The following is a 21,126-nucleotide window of genomic DNA, read 5'->3' as shown; positions in this document are numbered from 1 at the left end:
ATGGCCGACGACAGTCCTTTCACCATCGATGCCGATTGGTTACAGAAGCGGCTCGGCGAACCCGGCCTGACGATTGTCGACGCGTCCTGGTATCTGCCGGCGCAAAAGCGTGACGCGCGCGCCGAGTACGACGTAGCGCATATTCCAGGCGCCCGCTTCCTCGACCAGGATGCGGTTTCGGATCCTGACGCGGCTCTGCCGCACACGCTGCCGTCGCCGCAGCATTTCGCGCAATATGTCGGCGCGATGGGTATTTCGGCCGATGACACGATTGTTGTCTATGACGGGCCAGGGTTCTTTTCTGCACCGCGCGCCTGGTGGTTGTTTCGCGTCATGGGCGTGTTCCAGGTCTATATACTCGACGGCGGCTTCGATCGTTGGAAAGCCGCCGGACGGCCGGTGACGGCGGAGCCGACGAAGATCGCGCCTTGCGTGTTTTATGCCAACTTCGATGCCGCCCGCGTCGCCAGCCTTGCCGACATGCGCCGGATCGTCGAGACGGGGGAGAGCCAGATCGCCGACGCGCGCTCGCCTGGCCGTTTTGCCGGCACCGAGCCGGAGCCGCGCCCCGGCATACGCTCCGGCCATATGCCGGGCGCGCACAACGTGCCATTTTCGGCGCTTTCGGAAAACGGCGAATTGTTGCCGAAGGACAGGCTGCGCAAAGTGATCGAAGGAGCCGGCATCGACCTGTCGAAGCCGGTCGTCACCTCCTGCGGGTCGGGCGTCACCGCGGCAGCTGTCACGCTGGCTTTGGAGACGCTCGGCCATGCCGACGACAGGCTTTATGACGGTTCATGGACCGAATGGGGCGGGCTTTCCGACACGCCCGTCGTGACGGGCAAGGACTGACGGGGATGGAAGACGGATCGCTGGAAGACATCGACGTCACCGTGACGTTTCTCGAAATGCATGTGCCGCCTGCGTATTCGCCGCCGCTGCCGTACAACCGCCAGATCGCGCTGCTCAAGACCAAAGACATTCCGCTGCATTTCTACCGCTATTTGATGGATCGGGTGGGCCGCAAATGGCACTGGGTCAATGTGCTGAGGCTGAGCGACGAGGAGCTTGCGGCGGGCATCCACCGCGAGGACCGCGACATCAGGGTGCTTTATCTGGATGGTGCGCCGGCCGGCTTCTTCGACCTCAAGCCGCATTTGCCGGAGGAAGTGGAACTCGCTTATTTCGGAATGATGGAGCACGCGACCGGGCAAGGCATCGGCCGCTGGTTCCTCGGTGCGGCAATCGCCGCGGCATGGTCGCACGGGCCAAAGCGGGTGACGGTGCAGACCTGCACCCTCGATCACCCAGCAGCACTGCCGCTCTATCAAAAACTCGGCTTTACGCCAGTGGCGCAAAAAAAGGAGGTCGTACATCCGATGTCTTTTGCCGAGCGCGCGGCCAGCGTCATGCGGCCCTGATTTTCAGGCCCGTTCATCCGCGCTTCAGCTTGTCTTTGCAATGTCCCAGAGTCTCTGGATCAACACTCAAAGGCGAGCTCGACTTGAATGAGCTTGGCTCTTTCCATATCGCTATCGTCTAAAAACCCGATGGGTGATGGAGGATCGCACGATGGCAATACGCGTGGTAATGGCCGGCGCGACCGGCTGGGTCGGCAAAGCGCTGGTTCCGGCGATCGGGGCGCAGGGCGACATGGCGCTGGCCGGGGCTGTATCACGCAGCGGCGCGGGGCAGGATTCCGGTCTGCTGGTTGGTATGCCGGCTAATGGTATTGCCGTTTCGGCCTCGCTGGCCGAGGCGCTGGAGGCGCCGTCGGACGTGCTGGTCGACTTCACCAAGCCGCATGTCGTGAAAGACCATGTGCTGCTCGCCATCGACAACGGACGGCATACGGTGATCGGCACGTCGGGACTGGGAGCTGCCGATTATGCCGAGATCGACGCCGCGGCGCGCGCTAATGGCGTCGGCGTCGTTGCCGCCGGCAACTTTTCCATCACCGCCACGCTGATGAAGCGGTTTGCACTTATGGCGGCAAAATACGTGCCGGATGTCGAGGTCATCGATTATGCTAGTGCAAAGAAGCCCGACGCGCCCTCCGGAACCGCACGAGAGCTTGCTGAAGCGCTGGCCGACATCCGCAAGGCCTCAACGGCAAAGCCGGTCTCCGAGGTCTCCGGCGTGCCGGCCACACGCGGTGGTGCGGTCGGCGCAGGCGAGGGGGTGCAAGTGCACGCGCTTCGCCTGCCGTCCTACATCCTGTCCTGCGAGGCGCTGTTCGGTCTGCCAGACGAGCGGCTGACCATACGCCACGACGCCGGCTCGTCCGCGGCGCCTTACGTGGCGGGCACGCTGCTCGCCATCAGACGGGTACAGCAGATCAAAGGTCTGGTTCGTGGTCTCGACGCGCTGATGGATTGATCCATTTCGGCAAGAATCGGGTGGGAAGCTCTGCCTTGCGAGCATAATTTCCGGTCGACGACACCGGAGATTTTGCCATGACGCTAAAATTCAAAGCCTTGCCAACCAATGCTGTCCGGGCACTTCAGCGCGGCGGGCCGGATGCTTATGGCTTGAAGCCAGAGCGGCAACTTTCGGATGGCGACGGCGTGCCTTGCCGTCATTGCTTGAAAAATATTGCTGTGGGAGAAGCCTATCTTGTTTTGGCCTATCGGCCTTTTCCGGAGCTGCAGCCTTATGCCGAAACGGGGCCGATCTTTCTGCATGCGAAAGAATGCGAACGCGCCGCCGAGGGGAAAATGCTTCCCGAAATGCTCGAAAGCAGCGATTACATTGTGCGCGGTTATGGCAAGGACGACCGCATCGTTTACGGCAGCGGCGGCGTCATTCCGACCGACGCCATTGCCGCACGGGCAGAGACGTTGTTCGAACGCGACGACATCGCTTACGTCCACATCCGCTCGGCGCGCAACAATTGTTATCAGTGCCGGATCGACCGCGCGTAACCGGACAGGCTGCACCGGCTTGGGGCTGTCGTACTCCCGTCGCATACAAGCGGTAGAAAGACACTGTCGATCGATTTGCCGACCGCGGATGAACCGGCGGGAATTTTCGACAACCGAGGAAGCGGGGCTTTGGCTCCGCTTTTTTGTTGTCCGGTTATTCCGCGCGCCCGACACTTTTCAGTTTTTCGACATAAGAAAAAACCCGTCGGACGAATCCGACGGGCACTGGAGAGGCAGATTCGGACAGCTCAGGCGGCGAGAACGGCCTTCGGCTCGACCAGGTCGTAACCGAGCGCTTCGGCCACTGCGCGATTCGTGATCTTGCCCTTGTGGACGTTCAGCCCGTTGCGCAGATGGTGGTCGTCTACCAGCGCCTTTATGCCCTTGTCGGCGAGCTGCAGGCCATAATGCAGCGTCGCATTATTGAGCGCGTGGGCCGAGGTGACCGGCACCGCACCCGGCATGTTGGCGACGCAATAGTGGATGACGCCGTCGACCTCATAGGTCGGCTCGGCATGGGTGGTGGCGTGCGAGGTCTCGAAGCAGCCGCCCTGGTCGATGGCGACGTCGACCAGCACGGCGCCTTTCTTCATGCCCGACAGCATTTCGCGCGTCACCAGCTTGGGCGCTGCTGCCCCCGGGATCAGCACGGCGCCGACGACGATGTCAGCCGAAAAACATTCTTCCTCCAGCGCCTCTACGGTCGAGTAGCGGGTGTGGACGCGGCCGCCAAAGATGTCGTCGAGCTGACGCAGGCGCGGGATCGAGCGGTCAATGATGGTGACGTCGGCGCCAAGGCCGGCGGCCATCCGTGCAGCATGCAGGCCGACGACGCCGCCGCCGAGCACGGTTACCTTGCCGGGGAGCACGCCGGGCACGCCGCCAAGTAGCACGCCGCGGCCACCATTGGCCTTTTGCAGCGCCGTTGCGCCCGCCTGGATCGACAGGCGGCCGGCGACTTCCGACATCGGTGCTAGCAGCGGCAGACCGCCGCGCTCGTCGGTGACGGTCTCGTAGGCTATTGCGGTCACGCCGGAGGCCAGCAGACCCTTGGTCTGCTCCGGATCCGGGGCAAGATGCAGATAGGTATAGAGGATCTGGCCGTCGCGGAGCTGAACCCATTCGTTGGGCTGCGGCTCCTTGACCTTCACGATCATGTCAGACTTGGCAAAAACGTCGGCGGCCGTTTTGGCAATCGTGGCGCCGGCGGCGCGATACGCGTTGTCATCGGCGCCGATGCCGGCGCTGGCGCCGGTCTCGATCAGCACTTCATGGCCATGCGCGACATATTCACGGACCGAACCCGGTGTCAGGCCGACGCGGTATTCATGGTTCTTGATTTCCCGGGGGCAACCGACGCGCATTGTTTTCTCCTGATCCGGCCCTTTGGGGCTCGTTCCCTGTCTAGAGATAGTGAACCACGAATCGTTCGGTAAGTGTTTGCGAATGCGCTTGCCAGAGAGTCCACTGTTCGATAATCGTTGCGCAAAACATTAGAATTATCGCAGGAACCCGCAAAAATGCCGCTCGACAGGATTGATATCGCCATTCTCGAGACGCTGCAGAAAGACGGGCGGATACCCAACGCAGCGCTCGCCGAGAAGGTTGGCCTGTCGCAGTCGGCCTGTTCGCGGCGGCTGGACAATCTGGAGAAATCCGGAACCATCCGCGGCTATCACGCACGGCTGTCCAACGCTGCACTTGGGCACCAGATGACGGCGATCGTGCATATATCGCTGTCCGGGCAATTCGAGAAGACGTTGTCGGATTTCGAGGCAGCGATAAAGCGCTGCCCGAACGTCCTATCCTGCCATTTGATGTCGGGCGAATATGACTACATCCTGCGCATAGCGGCAAAGGATCTCGTCGACTACGAACGTATCCACAAGGAGTGGCTGTCGGCAATGCCGCATGTGACGAAGATCAATTCGTCTTTTGCCTTGCGCGAAATCGTCGATCGCACGGCCGTGGGAATGAAGCCTGAACTCGCCTAGGCCCGAACTCGCCTAGGTGTTGACTGCCTCGGTCACCACACGGTCCATCGGAATGTCGTGCGGCTGCGGGTAGATGGTGGCGATGCGCTGCAGTTCGTAGCCGACGCCGATGACCAGCGGTTTGAAGGGCATCGCGGCAAGCGTGCGATCGAAGAAGCCGCCGCCATAACCCAGGCGAAACTGCCCAGGATCGATGCCGACAATCGGCGAAATGACGATGTCGGGCAACACCGGATCACCGTCGGCCGGTATCGGGATATTCCAGACGCCCTTCTCCAGCCGGTCTCCGTGGGTATAGGCGCGAAAGACAAGCGGCCGGTCTTTCTCGACAACGACGGGCAACGCCGTGCGCCCGCCCCGCGCGTTAACGGTTTCCATCCACGGGCGCAGGTCCGGCTCGCCGCGAAACGGCCAATAGAGGCTGACCATGCGGCCGGCGATGTCGCCGATCACCGCGTCGAGCCCTTCGGCAATGCGCTGCGACATGGCTGCGCGCGTGTCGGCCGAAACGACAAGGCGGGATACGATCAACCGCTCGCGCTCGGCCTTGCGCCAGCGCCTTACGTCGGTCCAGTCGGATAGCGGCGCTTGGAACTCCGGATCGAGCTCGTGCATAAAACAAGGCGGCGAGGCGTATTGCGCTGAGCTTTCGTCTTCATTCTTAGCCATGCTTCACCTGCAATATACTGTTCCGACCAAGCCATATCCGGGACGTAGGCTATATCCGGGAATGAGTCTGCAGCATGCGTATTCACGACATCAAGCGACGACTCCCACGCAGTTGCAGCGCAGGCATTGCTGCACTGCACAAGGATACTTACATCACCCTTGGCGAGAGGGATGAGTGAGATGAATACAGCCAACCATCACGTCGTCGTCGTAGGCGCCGGTTTCGGCGGCCTCGAATTCACCCGCGCACTTACCAGCGCGCCGGTGCGCATCACCATGATCGATAGGCGCAATCATCACCTCTTTCAGCCGCTGCTCTACCAGGTGGCGACGACGGCGCTGGCAACCTCCGAAGTCGCCTGGCCGATCCGCCATCTCCTGCGCAAACGCAAGGACGTGACGACGCTGCTTGCCACTGTGACTGGCACCGACCGCACCGGCAAGCGCGTGCTGCTGCAGGATGGCGGAGCGGTCGCCTACGACACGTTGCTGTTGGCCACCGGTGCGCGGCACGCCTATTTCGGCCATGACGAATGGAAGCCGTTCGCGCCGGGCCTGAAGACACTGGAGGACGCCACCACCATTCGACGGCGTATTCTTTTGGCTTTCGAGCAGGCCGAGCGGGAAACCGATCCCGCCCAGCGCCAGGCATTGCTGACCCTGGCGATCGTCGGCGGCGGGCCGACCGGCGTGGAATTGGCCGGCACGATTGCCGAACTGGCGCATGACACGCTGCGCGGCGAGTTCCGCAACATCGACACGCGCGAGACGCGTGTGGTGCTGATTGAGGCCGGCGAACGCATCCTTGCCAATTTCGCGCCGGAACTCTCCGATTATGCAACGAAGGCGCTCGAACGGCTCGGCGTGACCGTCGAACTCGGCCGGGCGGTTACGCGCTGCGATGCCGAGGGTGTCGTCTTCGGCGACACACATTTGCCGGCCAGGACAATCCTGTGGGCGGCGGGCGTCGCCGCTTCGCCGGCCGCCGAATGGCTCGGCGCGGCAGCGGACCGCGCGGGCAGGGTGCTTGTCGAGCCCGACCTCACTGTACCGGGAAACCCGGAGATTTTCGTCATCGGTGACGCAGCGCACGTCCTGCGGCCGGATGGCCGGCTGGTGCCGGGCGTCGCGCCCGCCGCCAAGCAGCAGGGACGGCACGTCGCCGCGACGATCAAGGCAAGGCTTACCGGTGACACGACACCGCGTCCTTTCAGCTACAGGCATGACGGCGACCTGGCGACGATCGGCAAGCGCGCCGCGGCCATCGATTTCGGCTGGATCAAGCTTACCGGCCGGCTTGCCTGGTGGCTATGGGGCTTGGCGCATATCTACTTCCTGATCGGCTTTCGTAACCGGCTTGCGGTTTCCCTGAGTTGGCTATGGATCTACTTCACCGGTCAGCGCAGCGCGCGGCTGATCACGCAGGGCGACGACGACAAGGGCTGATTGTTCGCTGCCGGACATTCATCGGCGCGTCACCTCCTCTTGATGGAATCGGCTTCTGGACTCGACTGGATTTCGGCGCGAAGCTTTGCTTCGGGCAGGACTTGTCACGTCGTGGAAGAAAGAGAAAACGAATGTCCCAATTGCGCCACCTCGTCTCACGCCGCGATTTCCTCGCCAGCGTCGCCGCCAGCGGAGCGCTGATCATGCTGCACCCGTTCTCCGCCCGGGCTCAAGCCAATCAGGCGCATCTGAGGATTATGGAGACGACCGACATCCACGTGAATGTGCTGCCTTACGACTACTACGCCGACAAAGCTAACGACACGATGGGGCTGTCGCGAACGGCATCGTTGATTGAAGCCGTGCGCAAGGAAGCAACCAACGCGATGCTGATCGATAATGGCGACCTTCTGCAAGGTAACCCGATGGGCGACTACATCGCCTACGAGAGGGGGATGAAGGATGGCGATCTGCATCCGGTCATGAAGGGCATGAACCTGCTCGGCTACGAATGCTCGACGCTCGGCAACCACGAGTTCAACTACGGCCTGTCGTTCATGGACAAGGTGCTGGCCGGTGCCAATTTCCCGTTTGTCTGCGCGAATTTGATCCGCGGCACGGAGCTCGCCGCGAACCCGCGCGACGACAGGCTTTATCTCAAGCCTTACGTCATCCTCGACAGGAAGATCAAAGACGGGTCGGGCGCCGAGCAACCGATCAGGATCGGCATCATCGGCTTCGTGCCGCCGCAGATCATGGTCTGGGACCTGAAAAATCTCGAGGGCAGCGTCAAAACACGCGACATCGTCGAGGCGGCCAAGGCGTGGGTGCCGCAAATGAAGGAAGAAGGCGCCGACATCGTCATTGCGCTCTCCCATTCCGGCATCGACGTGAAGCAAAGTGACATGATGGAGAACGCCTCCTTCTTCGTTGCCGGTGTCGAAGGTATCGATGCGGTGTTCACCGGTCACCAGCATCTGGTCTTCCCCGGCAAGAAGGACTTTCAGTCGCTGGGCGCCGTCGATACGGCGAAAGGCACGTTGCAAGGCAAGCCCGCCGTCATGGCCGGCTTCTGGGGCGCGCACATGGGGCTGATCGATCTGTTGCTGGAGCGCGACGGATCAACGTGGAAAATCGTTTCGACGACCTCTGAGGCCAGGCCGATCTTTGAGCGGGTCGACAAGACGAACAAGCCGACCGTCGCGGACGACCAGCGCATCGTCGACGCGCTCAAACAGGACCACGAGGCGACGCTTGCCTATGTGCGCCGGCCGGTCGGCAAAACCTCGGCGCCGCTCTATTCCTATTTTGCGCTGGTCGCCGACGATCCATCGGTGCAGATCGTCAGCCAGGCGCAGACCTGGTACTTGAAGGACATCCTGAAGAACACAGAGTGGAAGGATATGCCGCTGTTGTCGGCGGCGGCACCGTTCAAGGCGGGCGGGCGCAACGGCGCCGACTATTACACCGACGTGCCGGTGGGCGATATCGCCATCAAGAACGTCGCCGACCTCTACCTCTATCCAAACACGGTGCGCGCCGTCGAAATCACCGGGGCAGAGGTGAAGGAATGGCTGGAAATGTCGGCCGGCATCTTCAACCGGATCGAACCGGGCAAAGCCGACCAGGCGCTCATCAACACTGACTTCCCATCCTATAATTTCGACGTGATCGACGGCGTCACATACAAGATCGATCTGTCGCAGCCACCGAAATATGATTCGAAGGGCGGGCTGGTGAACACCGGCTCGACCCGCATCATTGACTTGATGTTCGACGGCAAACCAATTGGTCCCATGCGGAAATTCGTCGTCGCCACCAACAACTACCGAGCCGGCGGCGGCGGCAATTTCCCGGAGATCAATGCCTCGAAAGTCATCTACGAAGCGCCCGACACCAACCGCGACGTGATCGTGCGCTATATCGTCAGCAAAGGCACCATCAACCCGTCGGCGGACGCCAACTGGTCGTTTGCGCCACTACCGGGAACCAGCGTCGTATTCGAGACCGGCGCCAAGGCGAAGGAGTTTATTGCGCAAGTGAAGTCGCTGAAGATCGAGCCGGCGGGCGAGGGCGAAGCGGGCTTTGCAAAATACCGCATCACGCTTTGAGGCAAGGATTTGAGCGTCGGCTCGAAACTGTCTCAGCGTTAAGATACTGTCCCGATACGGCCAATCCGTTTGAGACAGGGGGCCTCTTCAAGCAGGTGGTGCGAAACGCCGCTTGACGGCGGCATGACCAGATCCAGCGCGTCCGTCGAAATCCCACCGGAATAATCGTGTGGCAGTTGGTCGATCGAGGCGGGAAGCGGTCGTCGAAGCCGAGCGGGGTTATCTTTCCAAGGCGCCCTGCAGCGGTAGCGCCATTCTGGCCAGCAAGCATCGCAGCGGACAGACCAAAGGCCGTTAAAATTCGGGGAGGGTCCCAGCAGGGCCGGAATCACTATGGTTGCAAGCATCCATATACGCTAGTTTTAGCCATGCGTTATGTCATCATCATCACGACCGTCACCTTTTTCCTGATCTGGGACGGCATTTACAACCAAGGCCGCTATCTCGACAGGACCATCAGGGAGGTGACCCGCGTCGTGCACTATGTAACCAGCATGGTGTAGTTTCTCTTCTTCGTCACGGTTCGCGACGCGACATCCTGCCGATTGACGGCACGCTCCCGCTGACACAAAAGAACGCCGGTCCAACGGTCCAGGAGGCTGGGTTGATCCGGCATATCGTTTTCTTCAGCGCGCGGCGTAAAGCGGACGTCGAGGCAGTGCGTACGGGTCTGCTGGCGCTCGGCGAGATACCCCACTCGCGCCATTTCGAGGTGATGCTCAACACCAAGGTCGACCCACTCTCGGATGAAATCGATGTGGTCGTCTATGCCGAGTTCGAGGACGAGGCAGCGCTCGCCGCCTACAAGGCGCATCCGCTCTATGCAGAGACCACCAGCCGGGTAAAACCGCTGCGCGAATTGCGTTATTCGGCCGATATCGTGGCAAGTTGACGACCCGCCGTCTCCTACGCGCTGATGTGGTCTTTCCGCTGAGGCGCCGGCCAAGCCCTTGAACGATTTTAAGGAATGAGGCACACCGCGCGGGACATGACCGAGAACACCTCCGCAAGCCCTCATCCGCTCGATCACCTGGTGTTGCCGACCGCGAGCCTCGATGTTGCGCGGGCGCGCTTGACCTTGCTCGGCTTTACCGTTGCGCCGACGGGTATCCATCCCTTCGGAACGGAAAACTGCTGTGTCTTTCTCACCGACGGCACCTATCTCGAGCCGCTCGCGGTCGCTGACCGGCAGGCCGCGGCGACGGCGATCGCGAACCGCAATGTCTTTGTCGTGCGTGATCGCACGTATCGCGAAGAAAACGGCGATGAAGGATTTTCTGCCGTGGCGCTGGGCACCGAAAGCGCCGCCGCGGACCACGCGCGCTACATGGAAGCCGGTCTGTCGGCGGGAGACGCGCTAAGCTTTTCGCGCGCCTTCACCGATGCGACGGGAAAGAGCGACACCGCATCGTTCAAACTGGCCTTCGCGGCTACAGGCAAGGCAACGGACGCTTTTCTCTTCGCCTGCGAGCGGATCAATGCGCCGAACGTCGACCGCACTGCGTTGCAGGCCCACGCTAATGGCGCAACCGGCATTGTCGAAGTCGTGGCAGTCACTGGCGAACCTTTCGAACAAGGCCGTTTGATTTCGATCGCAGCCGGAATCGAGGCGCAGGGCGGCCGCACTGTCTATGAGCTGCCGAATGCCGTCGTGACCGTTCTGGATCCTGCAGCCTATTCGGCACGCTTCGGCATTCCTGCCGGCGCACCATCTGAACTCCGCTTTGCTGGGATCGTCTTTTCGATTAGGCACGGCGATGCCGTCGCCAAGCTGCTTGCAGCCAATTCCGTCGAACACCACATGCGCGGCGGTGATACCATCGTGCCGCCGGCGCCAGGGCAGGGCGCAGCCTTCATTTTCCGGGAGATCGCATGAACAAGCTCAATCCTCTGATGCCAAATTCTTCCATTGCGATCGGCAAGGTCATTTTCGGCAACAGCGCGCCCCTATCGCTGATCGCCGGTCCATGCCAGCTGGAATCGCGGCAGCACGCTTTCGACATGGCTGGTGCGCTAAAGGAATTGACTGAAAGGCTCGGCATCGGACTCGTCTACAAGACCAGCTACGACAAGGCCAATCGCACCTCGCTCGGCGGCACGCGCGGTGCGGGACTTGAAGCGGCAATGCCGATCTTCGACGACTTGCGCAAGAATTTTTCGCTGCCGATCCTGACCGACGTCCACACTGAGGAACAATGCGCGATCGTCGCTCTGCATGCCGATATCCTGCAGATTCCTGCCTTCCTCAGCCGCCAGACCGATTTGCTGATTGCTGCGGCAAGAACCGGCAAGGTGGTCAATGTGAAGAAGGGGCAATTCCTCGCGCCGTGGGACATGAAGAACGTCGTCGCCAAAATCATCGGCTCCGGCAACGCCAATGTCTTGGTCACCGAGCGCGGCGCATCCTTTGGTTACAACACCCTGGTGTCCGACATGCGGGCGCTGCCGATCATGGCCGAGATCGGCGCGCCGGTGATTTTCGATGCCACCCATTCCGTGCAGCAGCCGGGTGGGCAGGGCGGTTCGTCTGGAGGCGACCGGCGCTTTGTCGAGACGCTGGCGCGCGCGGCCGTCGCGGTTGGCGTCGCCGGCGTCTTCATCGAGACGCACCAGGACCCCGACAACGCGCCTTCCGACGGTCCCAACATGGTGCCGCTAAAGGATCTTCCCGCATTGCTTGAACGGCTGATGGCGTTCGATCGCATTGCCAAAAGCGTGGGTTGAACCAGCAGTTGCGCCACAGCAGCGCGGCCAAGAAAACTTTGAAGAATTTCGAACCCGCCTGGAACCTTAGCCCGCGGCCCTCATTGTCAAAATCTAATGTCAACGACGACGAGGAGCACACCATGACGACCCAGACGGGACACACCGAAGCCATCGCCGCTTCGCGGGTTATCGGCACATCGGTCTACAATACTGAAGGCACTCATATCGGCGACATCGAGGACGTCATGCTCGACAAACTGTCGAACGGAATCATGTTTGCCGTGATCGGTTTTGGCGGATTTCTCGGCATCGGCGAGAAATACCACGCCATTCCGTGGGCGAGCCTTGACTACGATGAGAACAAAGGCGGCTATGTCGTGCCGTTCACCAAAGACCAGCTGATGGCCGCTCCTTCCTATTCGATCAACGAGCTGACCGGCGCCGACGGCGAGGCCGCGCGTGACGCCTCATACAACTACTACAAGGTCGAGCCTTACTGGCACTGACCTTACTGGCACTGACTAAGTCTCCTGGAATCAAAAAGGCCCCCTGGAAATCGGGGGCCTTTCGATGTGGCGGGATGCTACTGCGCAATCTGCAGGGCCGGCAAAGGCGACGATCCCTGCGGGGGTTGCTGATTGTCGCACGACGTCAGGAACGCAGCCGCGATCAGGAACAAACTCACAATACCGCTCAACTGGGACATGGCGAAACTCCTCCTGTTTCGCCCCGCGCGACAACAGCCATAAATCAGAAACCGGCATGCCGCGTATGACAAATGATGACAGCGCTTCGTGCTTCGTGAATCCCGTAGCGCACGGGCAATATTTGCAAGTGCCCCGATTGCGTTTTGCGGCGCTTTGGCTAAGAGGTGCGCGACGCTTCAATCGATCAATCGGGGACATCGCAATGACGGCCATCATCGACATTGTCGGGCGTGAAATCCTGGACAGCCGCGGAAATCCGACCGTCGAGGTCGACGTCGTGCTTGAAGACGGCTCGATGGGTCGCGCCGCGGTGCCGTCCGGCGCCTCGACCGGCGCGCATGAGGCGGTCGAACTGCGCGATGGCGGCCCCCGCTATCTCGGCAAGGGCGTGCTCACGGCGGTCGAGGCGGTGAACGGCGAGCTGTTCGAGGCGATCGGCGGCATGGAGGCAGAGAATCAGATCCATATCGACCAGACCATGATCGAGCTCGATGGTACGCCCAACAAGAGCCGGCTCGGCGCCAATGCCATCCTCGGCGTGTCGCTGGCTGTGGCCAAGGCCGCAGCCGAAGCGGCCGACCTGCCGTTCTATCGTTATGTCGGCGGCACCAAGGCCCATGTGCTGCCGGTGCCTATGATGAACATCATCAATGGCGGCGCGCATGCCGACAACCCGATCGATTTCCAGGAATTCATGATCCTGCCGATCGGCGCGCCGACGCTGCGCGACGGCGTGCGCTGGGGCTCGGAGATCTTTCATACGCTGCGAAAGAAGCTGAAGGACGCCGGCCATAACACCAATGTCGGCGACGAGGGCGGCTTTGCCCCCAACCTGAAGAGCGCGCCGGCCGCGCTCGACTTCATCATGGAATCGATCGAGCAGGCTGGCTTCAAGCCCGGCGAGGAGGTTGCCCTAGGCCTCGACTGCGCGGCGACCGAATTCTTCAAGGATGGCAACTACGTCTATGAAGGCGAGAGGAAAACCCGCGACCCGAAGGCGCAGGCCAGATATCTGGCCAAACTCGCTGCCGACTACCCGATCATCACCATTGAGGACGGCCTGGCCGAGGATGATTGGGACGGTTGGAAAATGCTGACTGATCTCATCGGCAAGCAAACGCAGTTGGTTGGCGACGATCTGTTCGTCACCAACACGGCGCGGCTGCGCGACGGCATCCGCATGGGTGTCGCCAATTCGATCCTGGTCAAGGTCAACCAGATCGGCTCGCTTACCGAAACGCTCGACGCCGTCGAGACCGCGCACAAGGCCGGCTATACCGCGGTGATGTCGCACCGCTCGGGCGAGACCGAGGATTCGACCATCGCCGACCTCGCCGTTGCCACCAATTGCGGGCAGATCAAGACGGGCTCGCTGTCGCGCTCGGATCGCATGGCCAAGTACAACCAGCTCATCCGCATTGAGGAGGAGCTCGGCAAGCAGGCGCGATATGCCGGCAAGTCGATCGTGAAAATCTGATTTCGAGAGAAAAACCGTGGCGACGAGGGCGGGGACATTCCCGCCCTTTTTTGCTTCCAGGCTCTGAATCCAACAGGCTGTAACCGTCCATTAAGCACAATCGGGCGACAAAGGCGGCGTAGAGGATTCGGACCATGTGGACACGCCAGCACAAGCAAAGAAACACCGGCCGGCTGATCATCCCCTCGCTCTGCGTGGTGTTCCTGACTTATTTCGGTTTCCATGCCTATCATGGCGAGTTCGGCATCTATTCCAAGTATCAGCTCGAAGCTGAGACTGCCGAATTGCAGGGCAGGCTCGATGCCGTCAGGGCGCGCCGGATCGATCTCGAGCGCCGCGTTCAGCTGATGCATGAGGGCACGCTGGAGAAGGACATGCTGGACGAGCAGGCGCGCAAGGCGCTTAATCTGTCCCACGCCGACGAGATCACCATCATGCTGCCGGTCGCAAGATAACCTGATCTCAGTTAATCAGCGATATTTGCAATGATTTTAATTGCTTAGATGCATGACAGCCATGCGTTTTCGGCATGGCGAAAGCCTTCCCTGCATGTTAGCCTGTCTCAAATCGGTGGGAGAACTGATCTCCCTCGCTGTCCGCCAAGAGACGCCAACAGGGAGTGATGCATGGCCACCGCCACCAGAAAAGCGCCTGCCAAATCCAAATCAGACGGCAAGATGCCGGGCCTTTCCACCCCGAAGCCTGTTGAATTCACCAAAGACCAGGAGCTTGCCGCCTACCGGCACATGCTGCTCATCCGCCGCTTCGAGGAAAAGGCCGGCCAGCTTTACGGCATGGGCTTCATCGGCGGTTTCTGCCACCTCTACATCGGCCAGGAAGCGGTCGTTACCGGCATGAAGATGGCGCTGATCGACGGCGACCAGATGATCACCGCCTATCGCGACCATGGTCATATGCTGGCCATGGAGTTGTCACCGCGCGGCGTCATGGCCGAACTGACCGGGCGCCGTAGCGGCCTGTCGAGAGGCAAGGGCGGCTCCATGCACATGTTCTCCAAGGAGAAGCATTTTTACGGCGGCCACGGCATCGTCGGCGCGCAAGTGTCGCTCGGCACCGGCATTGCCTTCGCCAACCGCTATCGCGGCAACAACAATGTGACGCTGACCTATTTCGGCGATGGCGCGGCGAACCAGGGCCAGGTCTACGAAAGCTTCAACATGGCCTCGCTGTGGAAGCTTCCGGTGATCTACATTATCGAGAACAACCGCTACGCCATGGGCACCTCGGTCTCGCGCTCGTCGGCCGAGACGGATTTCTCGCACCGCGGCGCGTCCTTCAAGATTCCAGGCATCCAGGTCGACGGCATGGATGTGCGCGCTGTAAAGGCAGCCGGCGACCTCGCCGCCGAATGGTGCCGCGCCGGCAACGGGCCGCTCATTCTCGAAATGCAGACCTATCGTTACCGCGGCCATTCGATGTCGGATCCGGCAAAATACCGCTCCAAGGAAGAAGTGCAGAAAATGCGCTCCGAACGTGACCCGATCGAGCAGGTCAAAGCGCGGCTGCTCGACAAGAAATGGGCAAGCGAGGACGAGCTCAAGGCCATCGACAAGGAAGTCCGCGACGTTGTCGCCGACGCCGCAGAATTTGCCCAGAACGACGCGGAGCCGGATCTGTCCGAGCTCTGGACCGACATCGTACTTTAACGAGAGGGCAAGGACATGCCGATCGAAATTCTCATGCCCGCCCTCTCGCCGACCATGGAAGAGGGTAACGTTTCCAAGTGGTTGAAGAAAGAGGGCGACAAGGTTGCGGCCGGTGACGCCATTGCCGAGATCGAGACCGACAAGGCAACGATGGAAGTCGAAGCCGTGGACGACGGCACGCTTGCCAAGATCGTGGTTCCTGCCGGCACCGAGGGTGTCAAGGTCAACACACTGATCGCTGTGCTGGCCGTCGATGGCGAAGACATCGACGAGGCAGGCGAAGGTATCGGCGAGGAGGCTATTGAGTCGCAAGCGGAAGCGCCCGCGGCGGCTCCGCCGCCCGCGGCTGCTCCGGCCAAGAACGAAGCGGCAGCACCTGTTGCCGCCTCGCCCAAGCTGGAAATTGCCGCCGATCCGGACATCCCGGCCGGCACCGAAATGGTCTCGACCACAGTGCGTGAAGCCTTGCGCGACGCAATGGCGGAGGAAATGCGCCGCGACGGCGACGTCTTCGTCATGGGCGAGGAAGTCGCCGAGTACCAGGGCGCCTACAAGATCACACAGGGCCTGTTGCAGGAATTCGGTCCGAGACGCGTGGTCGACACGCCGATCACCGAGCACGGCTTTGCCGGCGTTGGTGTTGGCGCGGCGATGGCCGGCCTGAAGCCGATCGTCGAATTCATGACCTTCAACTTCGCCATGCAGGCGATCGACCAGATCATCAATTCAGCCGCCAAGACGCTCTACATGTCCGGCGGCCAGATGGGCGCCCCGATCGTCTTTCGCGGTCCGAACGGCGCTGCTGCCCGCGTCGCCGCGCAGCATTCGCAGTGCTATGCCGCCTGGTACAGCCATATTCCTGGATTGAAGGTGGTGATGCCTTATACCGCCGCCGACGCCAAGGGTCTGCTCAAGGCGGCGATCCGCGATCCGAACCCGGTCATCTTCCTCGAAAACGAAATCCTTTACGGCCACTCCTTCGACGTGCCGAAGATGGACGATTTCGTGTTGCCGATCGGCAAGGCGCGCATTCACAAATCCGGCAAGGACGTGACCATCGTCTCGTTCGGCATCGGCATGACCTACGCGCTCAAGGCGGAGGCGGAGTTGCGCGGCATGGGCATCGATGCCGAGATCATCGACTTGCGCACCATCCGCCCGCTCGACTTCGACACGATCATCGCCTCGGTCAAAAAGACCAATCGCCTCGTGGTGGTCGAGGAAGGCTTTCCGCAGAACTCGGTCGGCGACCATATCGCCAATCAGGTCTCGCAGCGCGCCTTCGATTTCCTCGATGCACCGGTCATTACAATTGCCGGCAAGGACGTGCCGATGCCCTATGCGGCGAACCTCGAAAAGCTGGCGCTGCCCAATGTCGGCGAGGTCGTCGAGGCGGTCAAAGCCGTCACGTATCGCTGAGCAGGGCGGGAGGACAAAATGCCGATCAACATCACCATGCCGGCGCTGTCGCCCACAATGGAAGAGGGCAATCTTTCCAAGTGGCTGGTCAAGGAAGGCGATAAAGTTTCGCCCGGCGACGTGATTGCCGAGATCGAGACCGACAAGGCGACGATGGAAGTCGAAGCCGTCGACGAGGGCACGGTCGCCAAGCTGGTGGTTCCGGCCGGCACAGAAGGCGTCAAGGTCAATGCGCTGATCGCGGTGCTGGCTGCCGAGGGCGAGGATGCTGCTTCTGCCGCCAAAAGCGGTGATGGCGCTGCGCCGGCCAAGGCTGAGGCTCCGAAAGCGGAAGCCCCCAAAGCTGAAACATCAAAGCCCGAAGCGTCGAAGCAGGAGCCTGCCGCACCTGCGCCTAAGGCGGAAGCGGTGCCGGTCGCCAACGGCCACGCAAGCGGTGAGCGCATCTTCGCCTCGCCGCTGGCCCGGCGCATTGCCAGGGAAGCCGGCGTCGATGTCGCGGCGCTGACAGGCTCCGGCCCCCGCGGCCGCGTAGTAAAGGCCGATGTCGATGCCGCAATTTCCAGTGGCGGCGCCAAGGCGGCACCAGCAGCAAAAGCGGCGCCCGCCGGCGCTCCGGCACCTGCGGCCGCAGCACCCAAGGCGATGTCGGACGAGCAGGTGCTCAAACTGTTTGCCGAAGGCTCCTACGAGCTGATCCCGCACGACAATATGCGCAAGACCATTGCGAGGCGGCTGGTCGAAGCCAAGACCACCATCCCGCATTTCTATCTGACGCTCGACTGCGAGCTCGACGCACTTCTGGCCCTGCGCACGCAGATCAATGCGGCCGCGCCGGTGAAGAAGACCGAGAAGGGCGAAACGCCGGCCTACAAGCTGTCGGTCAACGACATGGTCATCAAGGCTCTTGCCATGGCGCTGATGGCGGTTCCGGATGCCAATGCGTCATGGACAGAAAACGCCATGATCAAGCACAAGCACGCCGATGTCGGCGTTGCCGTATCGATCCCCGGCGGCCTGATCACCCCGATCATCCGGCGTGCTGACGAAAAGACGATGTCCGTCATCTCCAACGAGATGAAGGATCTTGCCGGCCGCGCCCGCAGCCGCAAGCTGAAGCCGGAAGAATATCAGGGTGGCACCACGGCGGTGTCCAATCTCGGCATGTTCGGCATCAAGGATTTTTCTGCCGTCATCAACCCGCCGCATGCGACGATCCTGGCGGTCGGCGCCGGCGAGCAACGCGCGGTGGTCAAGAACGGCGAGATCAAGATCGCCACGATCATGTCGGTGACGTTGTCGACCGATCACCGCGCCGTCGACGGTGCGCTCGGCGCCGAGCTGCTCGTCGCCTTCAAACGCATGGTCGAAAACCCGATGGGCATGCTGGTTTAAGAGAGGGGAACAGGGCGGTGCGGAAATTCTTCACCAGCCTTTTTGCCTTCTTTCTTTCCGGTTTGGCGGGCGGATTGGTGGCGCAGTGGCTCGCCGTCGCCACCAATGCCGACGTAGAGTACATCCTTGTGTTCATGATCTCGGTTCTCGTCACCGTCCTCGTGACGGTCGCGTTCTTCATCGCACAATTCATGTCGGACCCACGACGGGCAACAAAGCTGACGGCGACCATAGGGGTAGCGTTTTTTGTGCTCGTTGGAGTTGCCCTGATCGGCTGGACTTTCTCCCAGCCCCCAGGCAAGAGCCAGTGGTCGGGCGATCTTCCCGTAGTCGCCGGTCTCGTCCTGCCGGGCATCGCTACGGTGCTGGTCCAGTGGCTTTTCGTGCGCTGGCGACTAGCGCGCTCGCAACCAGGTTTCGGCGGGGCAGGCACATGAAGACGGTCCTCTGCTACGGCGATTCGCTTACCTGGGGCTATGACGCGGCAAACCTCGGCCGGCATCCGCTGGAAGATCGCTGGCCGAGCGTGCTGCAGGCAGCATTGGGCAGCGGCGTCGAGGTCATCGCCGAAGGCCTGAATGGCCGAACCACCGCCTTCGACGATCACTTGGCCGGGGCGGACCGCAATGGCGCAAGGCTGTTGCCAACAATCCTGACGACGCACGCACCGATCGACTTGATCATCATCATGCTCGGCGCCAACGATATGAAACCGTGGATTCATGGTAATCCGGTCGCGGCCAAGCAAGGCATGCAACGCCTGATCGATATCGTGCGCGGTCACGATTACCCGTTCGATTGGCCGGCTCCGCAGATCCTGATCGTCGCGCCGCCCGTAGTCAGCCGCACGGAAAACGCCGAGTTCAAGGAAATGTTCGCTGGCGGCGATGACGCGTCAAAGCGGCTGGCGCCGCAATATTCCGCCCTTGCCGACGAGGCCGGCTGCGGCTTCTTCGATGCCGGCACGGTGGCCAAAACCACGCCGCTCGACGGCGTCCACCTCGACGCAGAAAACACGCGGAACGTCGGGCAAGCGCTGGCGCCGCTCGTGCGCCTCATGTTGGAATTGTGAAGGAGAAAGCCGTGGCTGAGAACTACGACGTCATCATCATCGGCTCCGGCCCCGGCGGCTATGTCACTGCAGTGCGTTCGGCCCAGCTTGGCTTCAAGACGGCGATCGTCGAGCGCGAGCACTTGGGCGGCATCTGCCTCAACTGGGGCTGCATTCCGACCAAAGCGCTGCTGCGCTCCGCCGAGATCATGCACTATTCGGATCATCTGAAGGACTACGGCCTGAAGATCGATGGCAAGGTCGGCGTCGACACAGCCGCCGTCGTCGATCGCTCGCGAAAGGTCTCGCTGCGGCTCAACGGCGGCGTCGGCTTCCTGATGAAGAAGAACAAGGTCGACGTCATCTGGGGCGAAGCCAAGCTGACGAAACCCGGCGAGATCGTCGTGTCGAAATCGTCGAAGAAGCCGATGGAGCCGCAGCCGCCGGCGCCCAAGGGCGTCAAGGGCGAGGGCACCTATAGCGCCAAGCACATCATCCTGGCGACCGGCGCCAGGCCGCGCGCGCTGCCCGGCATCGAGCCTGACGGCAAGTTGATCTGGACCTATTTCGAGGCGATGGTGCCGAAAGAGATGCCGAAATCGCTGCTGGTGATGGGCTCGGGCGCCATCGGCATCGAGTTCGCCTCGTTCTACCGCACCATGGGCGCCGAGGTGACGGTGGTCGAACTGCTGCCGGCTGTGATGCCGGTCGAGGACGCCGAGGTCTCGAAATTCGCGCAGAAGCAGTTCGAGAAGCAGGGCATGAAGATCATCCTAGAAGCCAAGGTGACCAAGGTCGAGAAGGGCACTAACTCGGTCACCGCGCATGTCGAGATGAAGGACGGCAAGATCGAGAAGATCACCGCCGATCGCATGATCTCGGCCGTCGGCGTACAAGGCAATATCGAGAACCTCGGCCTCGAGACGCTCGGCGTGAAGACGGACCGCGGTTGCGTCGTCGTCGACGGCTACGGCAAGACCAATGTGCCGGGCGTTTACGCCATCGGCGACGTTGCCGGACCGCCGATGCTCGCCCACAAGGCCGAGCATGAGGGCGTGGTCTGTGTGGAAAAGATCGCCAATTTCCCCGGCGTGCATGCCATCGACAAGCTGAAGATCCCGGGCTGCACCTATTGCAATCCGCAAGTCGCCTCGGTCGGACTGACGGAAGCCAAAGCGAAAGCCGACGGAAAGGACATCCGCGTCGGCCGCTTTCAGTTCGCGGCAAACGGCAAGGCGATTGCGCTCGGCGAGGACCAAGGCTTCGTCAAGACCATTTTCGACAAGAAGACCGGCCAGTTGCTGGGTGCCCATATGGTCGGCGCAGAAGTAACCGAACTGATCCAGGGCTTCGTCGTGGCGATGAATCTGGAGACCACCGAGGAAGAGCTGATGCACACGATCTTCCCGCACCCGACGCTGTCGGAGATGATGAAGGAGAGTGTACTCGACGCCTATGGCCGCGCACTGAATGCATGATAAATTAGTTGGGCGAGTCTCACACGGAAGACACAAAGGAACTCGACGGCAGAGCAATTCGTTTCGCAGGCATCATCCATCA

23 protein-coding genes are annotated in these 21,126 nt (G+C 61.4%); 20 read left to right on the top strand and 3 right to left on the bottom strand.

Going from position 1 to position 21,126, the window contains the following annotated elements; genetic code table 11:
- From sseA to NKJ55_RS05180, 4 genes are all read left to right on the top strand, one after another.
- Positions 1-852 carry a 3-mercaptopyruvate sulfurtransferase gene (sseA, locus tag NKJ55_RS05195; protein ID WP_352448954.1) on the top strand — a complete coding sequence of 284 codons (852 nt, stop codon included), beginning with the start codon at positions 1-3 and terminating at the stop codon, positions 850-852.
- A 5-nt stretch (positions 853-857) separates the two neighbouring features.
- Complete coding sequence (locus NKJ55_RS05190; RefSeq protein WP_352448953.1) at positions 858-1,421, top strand: GNAT family N-acetyltransferase; 564 nt, start codon at positions 858-860, stop codon at positions 1,419-1,421.
- A gap of 151 nt (positions 1,422-1,572) precedes the next feature.
- Positions 1,573-2,379, top strand: coding sequence for a 4-hydroxy-tetrahydrodipicolinate reductase (gene dapB, locus NKJ55_RS05185; RefSeq protein ID WP_352448952.1), 807 nt, complete (start codon positions 1,573-1,575; stop codon positions 2,377-2,379).
- A 77-nt stretch (positions 2,380-2,456) separates the two neighbouring features.
- Positions 2,457-2,924 (top strand): DUF1203 domain-containing protein, encoded by a 468-nt coding sequence (locus tag NKJ55_RS05180; protein WP_023675101.1) that lies wholly within the window; start codon positions 2,457-2,459, stop codon positions 2,922-2,924.
- Positions 2,925-3,172: 248 nt separating this feature from the next.
- Here NKJ55_RS05180 and ald read toward each other — a convergent pair whose 3' ends face one another.
- Positions 3,173-4,288 carry an alanine dehydrogenase gene (ald, locus tag NKJ55_RS05175; protein WP_352448951.1) on the bottom strand — a complete coding sequence of 372 codons (1,116 nt, stop codon included), beginning with the start codon at positions 4,286-4,288 and terminating at the stop codon, positions 3,173-3,175.
- 156 nt (positions 4,289-4,444) lie between these two features.
- Between ald and NKJ55_RS05170 the strand changes: the two genes are divergently transcribed.
- A complete protein-coding gene (locus NKJ55_RS05170) occupies positions 4,445-4,918 on the top strand; it encodes an Lrp/AsnC family transcriptional regulator (protein ID WP_023675099.1) in 474 nt (157 codons plus the stop codon).
- 12 nt (positions 4,919-4,930) lie between these two features.
- On the opposite strand, the gene NKJ55_RS05165 is transcribed toward NKJ55_RS05170, so the two are convergent.
- Entirely contained in the window at positions 4,931-5,587 is a 657-nt protein-coding gene (locus tag NKJ55_RS05165; RefSeq protein ID WP_352448950.1) for a 5-formyltetrahydrofolate cyclo-ligase, read from the bottom strand.
- Positions 5,588-5,767: 180 nt separating this feature from the next.
- Here NKJ55_RS05165 and NKJ55_RS05160 point away from each other — a divergent pair, with 180 nt between their 5' ends.
- The 7 genes from NKJ55_RS05160 (at position 5,768) to NKJ55_RS05130 (ending at position 12,356) form a co-directional block, all read left to right on the top strand.
- Positions 5,768-7,033, top strand: coding sequence for an NAD(P)/FAD-dependent oxidoreductase (locus NKJ55_RS05160; RefSeq protein ID WP_352448949.1), 1,266 nt, complete (start codon positions 5,768-5,770; stop codon positions 7,031-7,033).
- Positions 7,034-7,164: 131 nt separating this feature from the next.
- Positions 7,165-9,144, top strand: coding sequence for a bifunctional 2',3'-cyclic-nucleotide 2'-phosphodiesterase/3'-nucleotidase (locus NKJ55_RS05155; protein WP_352448948.1), 1,980 nt, complete (start codon positions 7,165-7,167; stop codon positions 9,142-9,144).
- A 368-nt stretch (positions 9,145-9,512) separates the two neighbouring features.
- A complete protein-coding gene (locus NKJ55_RS05150) occupies positions 9,513-9,647 on the top strand; it encodes a hypothetical protein (RefSeq protein WP_023675095.1) in 135 nt (44 codons plus the stop codon).
- 101 nt (positions 9,648-9,748) lie between these two features.
- Entirely contained in the window at positions 9,749-10,036 is a 288-nt protein-coding gene (locus NKJ55_RS05145; RefSeq protein WP_023675094.1) for a Dabb family protein, read from the top strand.
- A gap of 96 nt (positions 10,037-10,132) precedes the next feature.
- The gene (locus NKJ55_RS05140; protein WP_352448947.1) at positions 10,133-11,020 is read left to right on the top strand and encodes a VOC family protein; all 888 of its coding nucleotides are present in this window, start codon (positions 10,133-10,135) and stop codon (positions 11,018-11,020) included.
- On the top strand, positions 11,017-11,868 hold the full coding sequence (gene kdsA / locus NKJ55_RS05135) for a 3-deoxy-8-phosphooctulonate synthase (protein WP_352448946.1): 852 nt from the start codon (positions 11,017-11,019) through the stop codon (positions 11,866-11,868). The genes NKJ55_RS05140 and kdsA overlap by 4 nt, the downstream gene beginning before the upstream one ends.
- A 122-nt stretch (positions 11,869-11,990) precedes the next feature.
- A complete protein-coding gene (locus NKJ55_RS05130; protein WP_023675091.1) occupies positions 11,991-12,356 on the top strand; it encodes a PRC-barrel domain-containing protein in 366 nt (121 codons plus the stop codon).
- Between the two features lie 77 nt (positions 12,357-12,433).
- On the opposite strand, the gene NKJ55_RS05125 is transcribed toward NKJ55_RS05130, so the two are convergent.
- Positions 12,434-12,556, bottom strand: a complete 123-nt coding sequence (locus tag NKJ55_RS05125; protein ID WP_084642452.1) for a hypothetical protein — start codon at positions 12,554-12,556, stop codon at positions 12,434-12,436.
- A gap of 203 nt (positions 12,557-12,759) precedes the next feature.
- On the opposite strand from NKJ55_RS05125, the gene eno reads away from it, so the two are divergent.
- The 8 genes from eno (at position 12,760) to lpdA (ending at position 21,044) form a co-directional block, all read left to right on the top strand.
- Positions 12,760-14,034: a phosphopyruvate hydratase gene (eno, locus tag NKJ55_RS05120; protein WP_352448945.1), complete on the top strand. Its 1,275-nt coding sequence runs from the start codon at positions 12,760-12,762 to the stop codon at positions 14,032-14,034.
- A 134-nt stretch (positions 14,035-14,168) separates the two neighbouring features.
- Positions 14,169-14,489 carry an FtsB family cell division protein gene (locus tag NKJ55_RS05115; protein ID WP_023675088.1) on the top strand — a complete coding sequence of 107 codons (321 nt, stop codon included), beginning with the start codon at positions 14,169-14,171 and terminating at the stop codon, positions 14,487-14,489.
- Between the two features lie 222 nt (positions 14,490-14,711).
- Complete coding sequence (gene pdhA / locus NKJ55_RS05110) at positions 14,712-15,701, top strand: pyruvate dehydrogenase (acetyl-transferring) E1 component subunit alpha (protein WP_352448968.1); 990 nt, start codon at positions 14,712-14,714, stop codon at positions 15,699-15,701.
- A 15-nt stretch (positions 15,702-15,716) separates the two neighbouring features.
- Positions 15,717-17,120 carry a pyruvate dehydrogenase complex E1 component subunit beta gene (locus NKJ55_RS05105; RefSeq protein WP_352448944.1) on the top strand — a complete coding sequence of 468 codons (1,404 nt, stop codon included), beginning with the start codon at positions 15,717-15,719 and terminating at the stop codon, positions 17,118-17,120.
- An 18-nt stretch (positions 17,121-17,138) separates the two neighbouring features.
- Complete coding sequence (locus tag NKJ55_RS05100) at positions 17,139-18,515, top strand: pyruvate dehydrogenase complex dihydrolipoamide acetyltransferase (protein ID WP_352448943.1); 1,377 nt, start codon at positions 17,139-17,141, stop codon at positions 18,513-18,515.
- Positions 18,516-18,532: 17 nt separating this feature from the next.
- Entirely contained in the window at positions 18,533-18,952 is a 420-nt protein-coding gene (locus NKJ55_RS05095; RefSeq protein WP_352448942.1) for a hypothetical protein, read from the top strand.
- Positions 18,949-19,587 carry an SGNH/GDSL hydrolase family protein gene (locus NKJ55_RS05090; protein ID WP_352448941.1) on the top strand — a complete coding sequence of 213 codons (639 nt, stop codon included), beginning with the start codon at positions 18,949-18,951 and terminating at the stop codon, positions 19,585-19,587. The genes NKJ55_RS05095 and NKJ55_RS05090 overlap by 4 nt, the downstream gene beginning before the upstream one ends.
- Positions 19,588-19,598: 11 nt before the next feature.
- On the top strand, positions 19,599-21,044 hold the full coding sequence (gene lpdA / locus NKJ55_RS05085) for a dihydrolipoyl dehydrogenase (protein ID WP_352448940.1): 1,446 nt from the start codon (positions 19,599-19,601) through the stop codon (positions 21,042-21,044).
- Positions 21,045-21,126: the final 82 nt, after the last annotated feature.

This window comes from Mesorhizobium sp. M0106, from assembly GCF_040322715.1.
In the GTDB taxonomy this organism is placed as follows: domain Bacteria; phylum Pseudomonadota; class Alphaproteobacteria; order Rhizobiales; family Rhizobiaceae; genus Mesorhizobium.
This window is presented reverse-complemented; position numbering and strand designations above follow the sequence as displayed.

Coding starts and splice junctions, on each gene's coding strand:
- sseA (WP_352448954.1), top strand. CDS start 1: ATGGCCGACGACAGTCCTTTCACCATCGATGCCGATTGGTTACAGAAG.
- NKJ55_RS05190 (WP_352448953.1), top strand. CDS start 858: ATGGAAGACGGATCGCTGGAAGACATCGACGTCACCGTGACGTTTCTC.
- dapB (WP_352448952.1), top strand. CDS start 1,573: ATGGCAATACGCGTGGTAATGGCCGGCGCGACCGGCTGGGTCGGCAAA.
- NKJ55_RS05180 (WP_023675101.1), top strand. CDS start 2,457: ATGACGCTAAAATTCAAAGCCTTGCCAACCAATGCTGTCCGGGCACTT.
- ald (WP_352448951.1), bottom strand. CDS start 4,288: ATGCGCGTCGGTTGCCCCCGGGAAATCAAGAACCATGAATACCGCGTC.
- NKJ55_RS05170 (WP_023675099.1), top strand. CDS start 4,445: ATGCCGCTCGACAGGATTGATATCGCCATTCTCGAGACGCTGCAGAAA.
- NKJ55_RS05165 (WP_352448950.1), bottom strand. CDS start 5,587: ATGGCTAAGAATGAAGACGAAAGCTCAGCGCAATACGCCTCGCCGCCT.
- NKJ55_RS05160 (WP_352448949.1), top strand. CDS start 5,768: ATGAATACAGCCAACCATCACGTCGTCGTCGTAGGCGCCGGTTTCGGC.
- NKJ55_RS05155 (WP_352448948.1), top strand. CDS start 7,165: ATGTCCCAATTGCGCCACCTCGTCTCACGCCGCGATTTCCTCGCCAGC.
- NKJ55_RS05150 (WP_023675095.1), top strand. CDS start 9,513: ATGCGTTATGTCATCATCATCACGACCGTCACCTTTTTCCTGATCTGG.
- NKJ55_RS05140 (WP_352448947.1), top strand. CDS start 10,133: ATGACCGAGAACACCTCCGCAAGCCCTCATCCGCTCGATCACCTGGTG.
- kdsA (WP_352448946.1), top strand. CDS start 11,017: ATGAACAAGCTCAATCCTCTGATGCCAAATTCTTCCATTGCGATCGGC.
- NKJ55_RS05130 (WP_023675091.1), top strand. CDS start 11,991: ATGACGACCCAGACGGGACACACCGAAGCCATCGCCGCTTCGCGGGTT.
- NKJ55_RS05125 (WP_084642452.1), bottom strand. CDS start 12,556: ATGTCCCAGTTGAGCGGTATTGTGAGTTTGTTCCTGATCGCGGCTGCG.
- eno (WP_352448945.1), top strand. CDS start 12,760: ATGACGGCCATCATCGACATTGTCGGGCGTGAAATCCTGGACAGCCGC.
- NKJ55_RS05115 (WP_023675088.1), top strand. CDS start 14,169: ATGTGGACACGCCAGCACAAGCAAAGAAACACCGGCCGGCTGATCATC.
- pdhA (WP_352448968.1), top strand. CDS start 14,712: ATGCCGGGCCTTTCCACCCCGAAGCCTGTTGAATTCACCAAAGACCAG.
- NKJ55_RS05105 (WP_352448944.1), top strand. CDS start 15,717: ATGCCGATCGAAATTCTCATGCCCGCCCTCTCGCCGACCATGGAAGAG.
- NKJ55_RS05100 (WP_352448943.1), top strand. CDS start 17,139: ATGCCGATCAACATCACCATGCCGGCGCTGTCGCCCACAATGGAAGAG.
- NKJ55_RS05090 (WP_352448941.1), top strand. CDS start 18,949: ATGAAGACGGTCCTCTGCTACGGCGATTCGCTTACCTGGGGCTATGAC.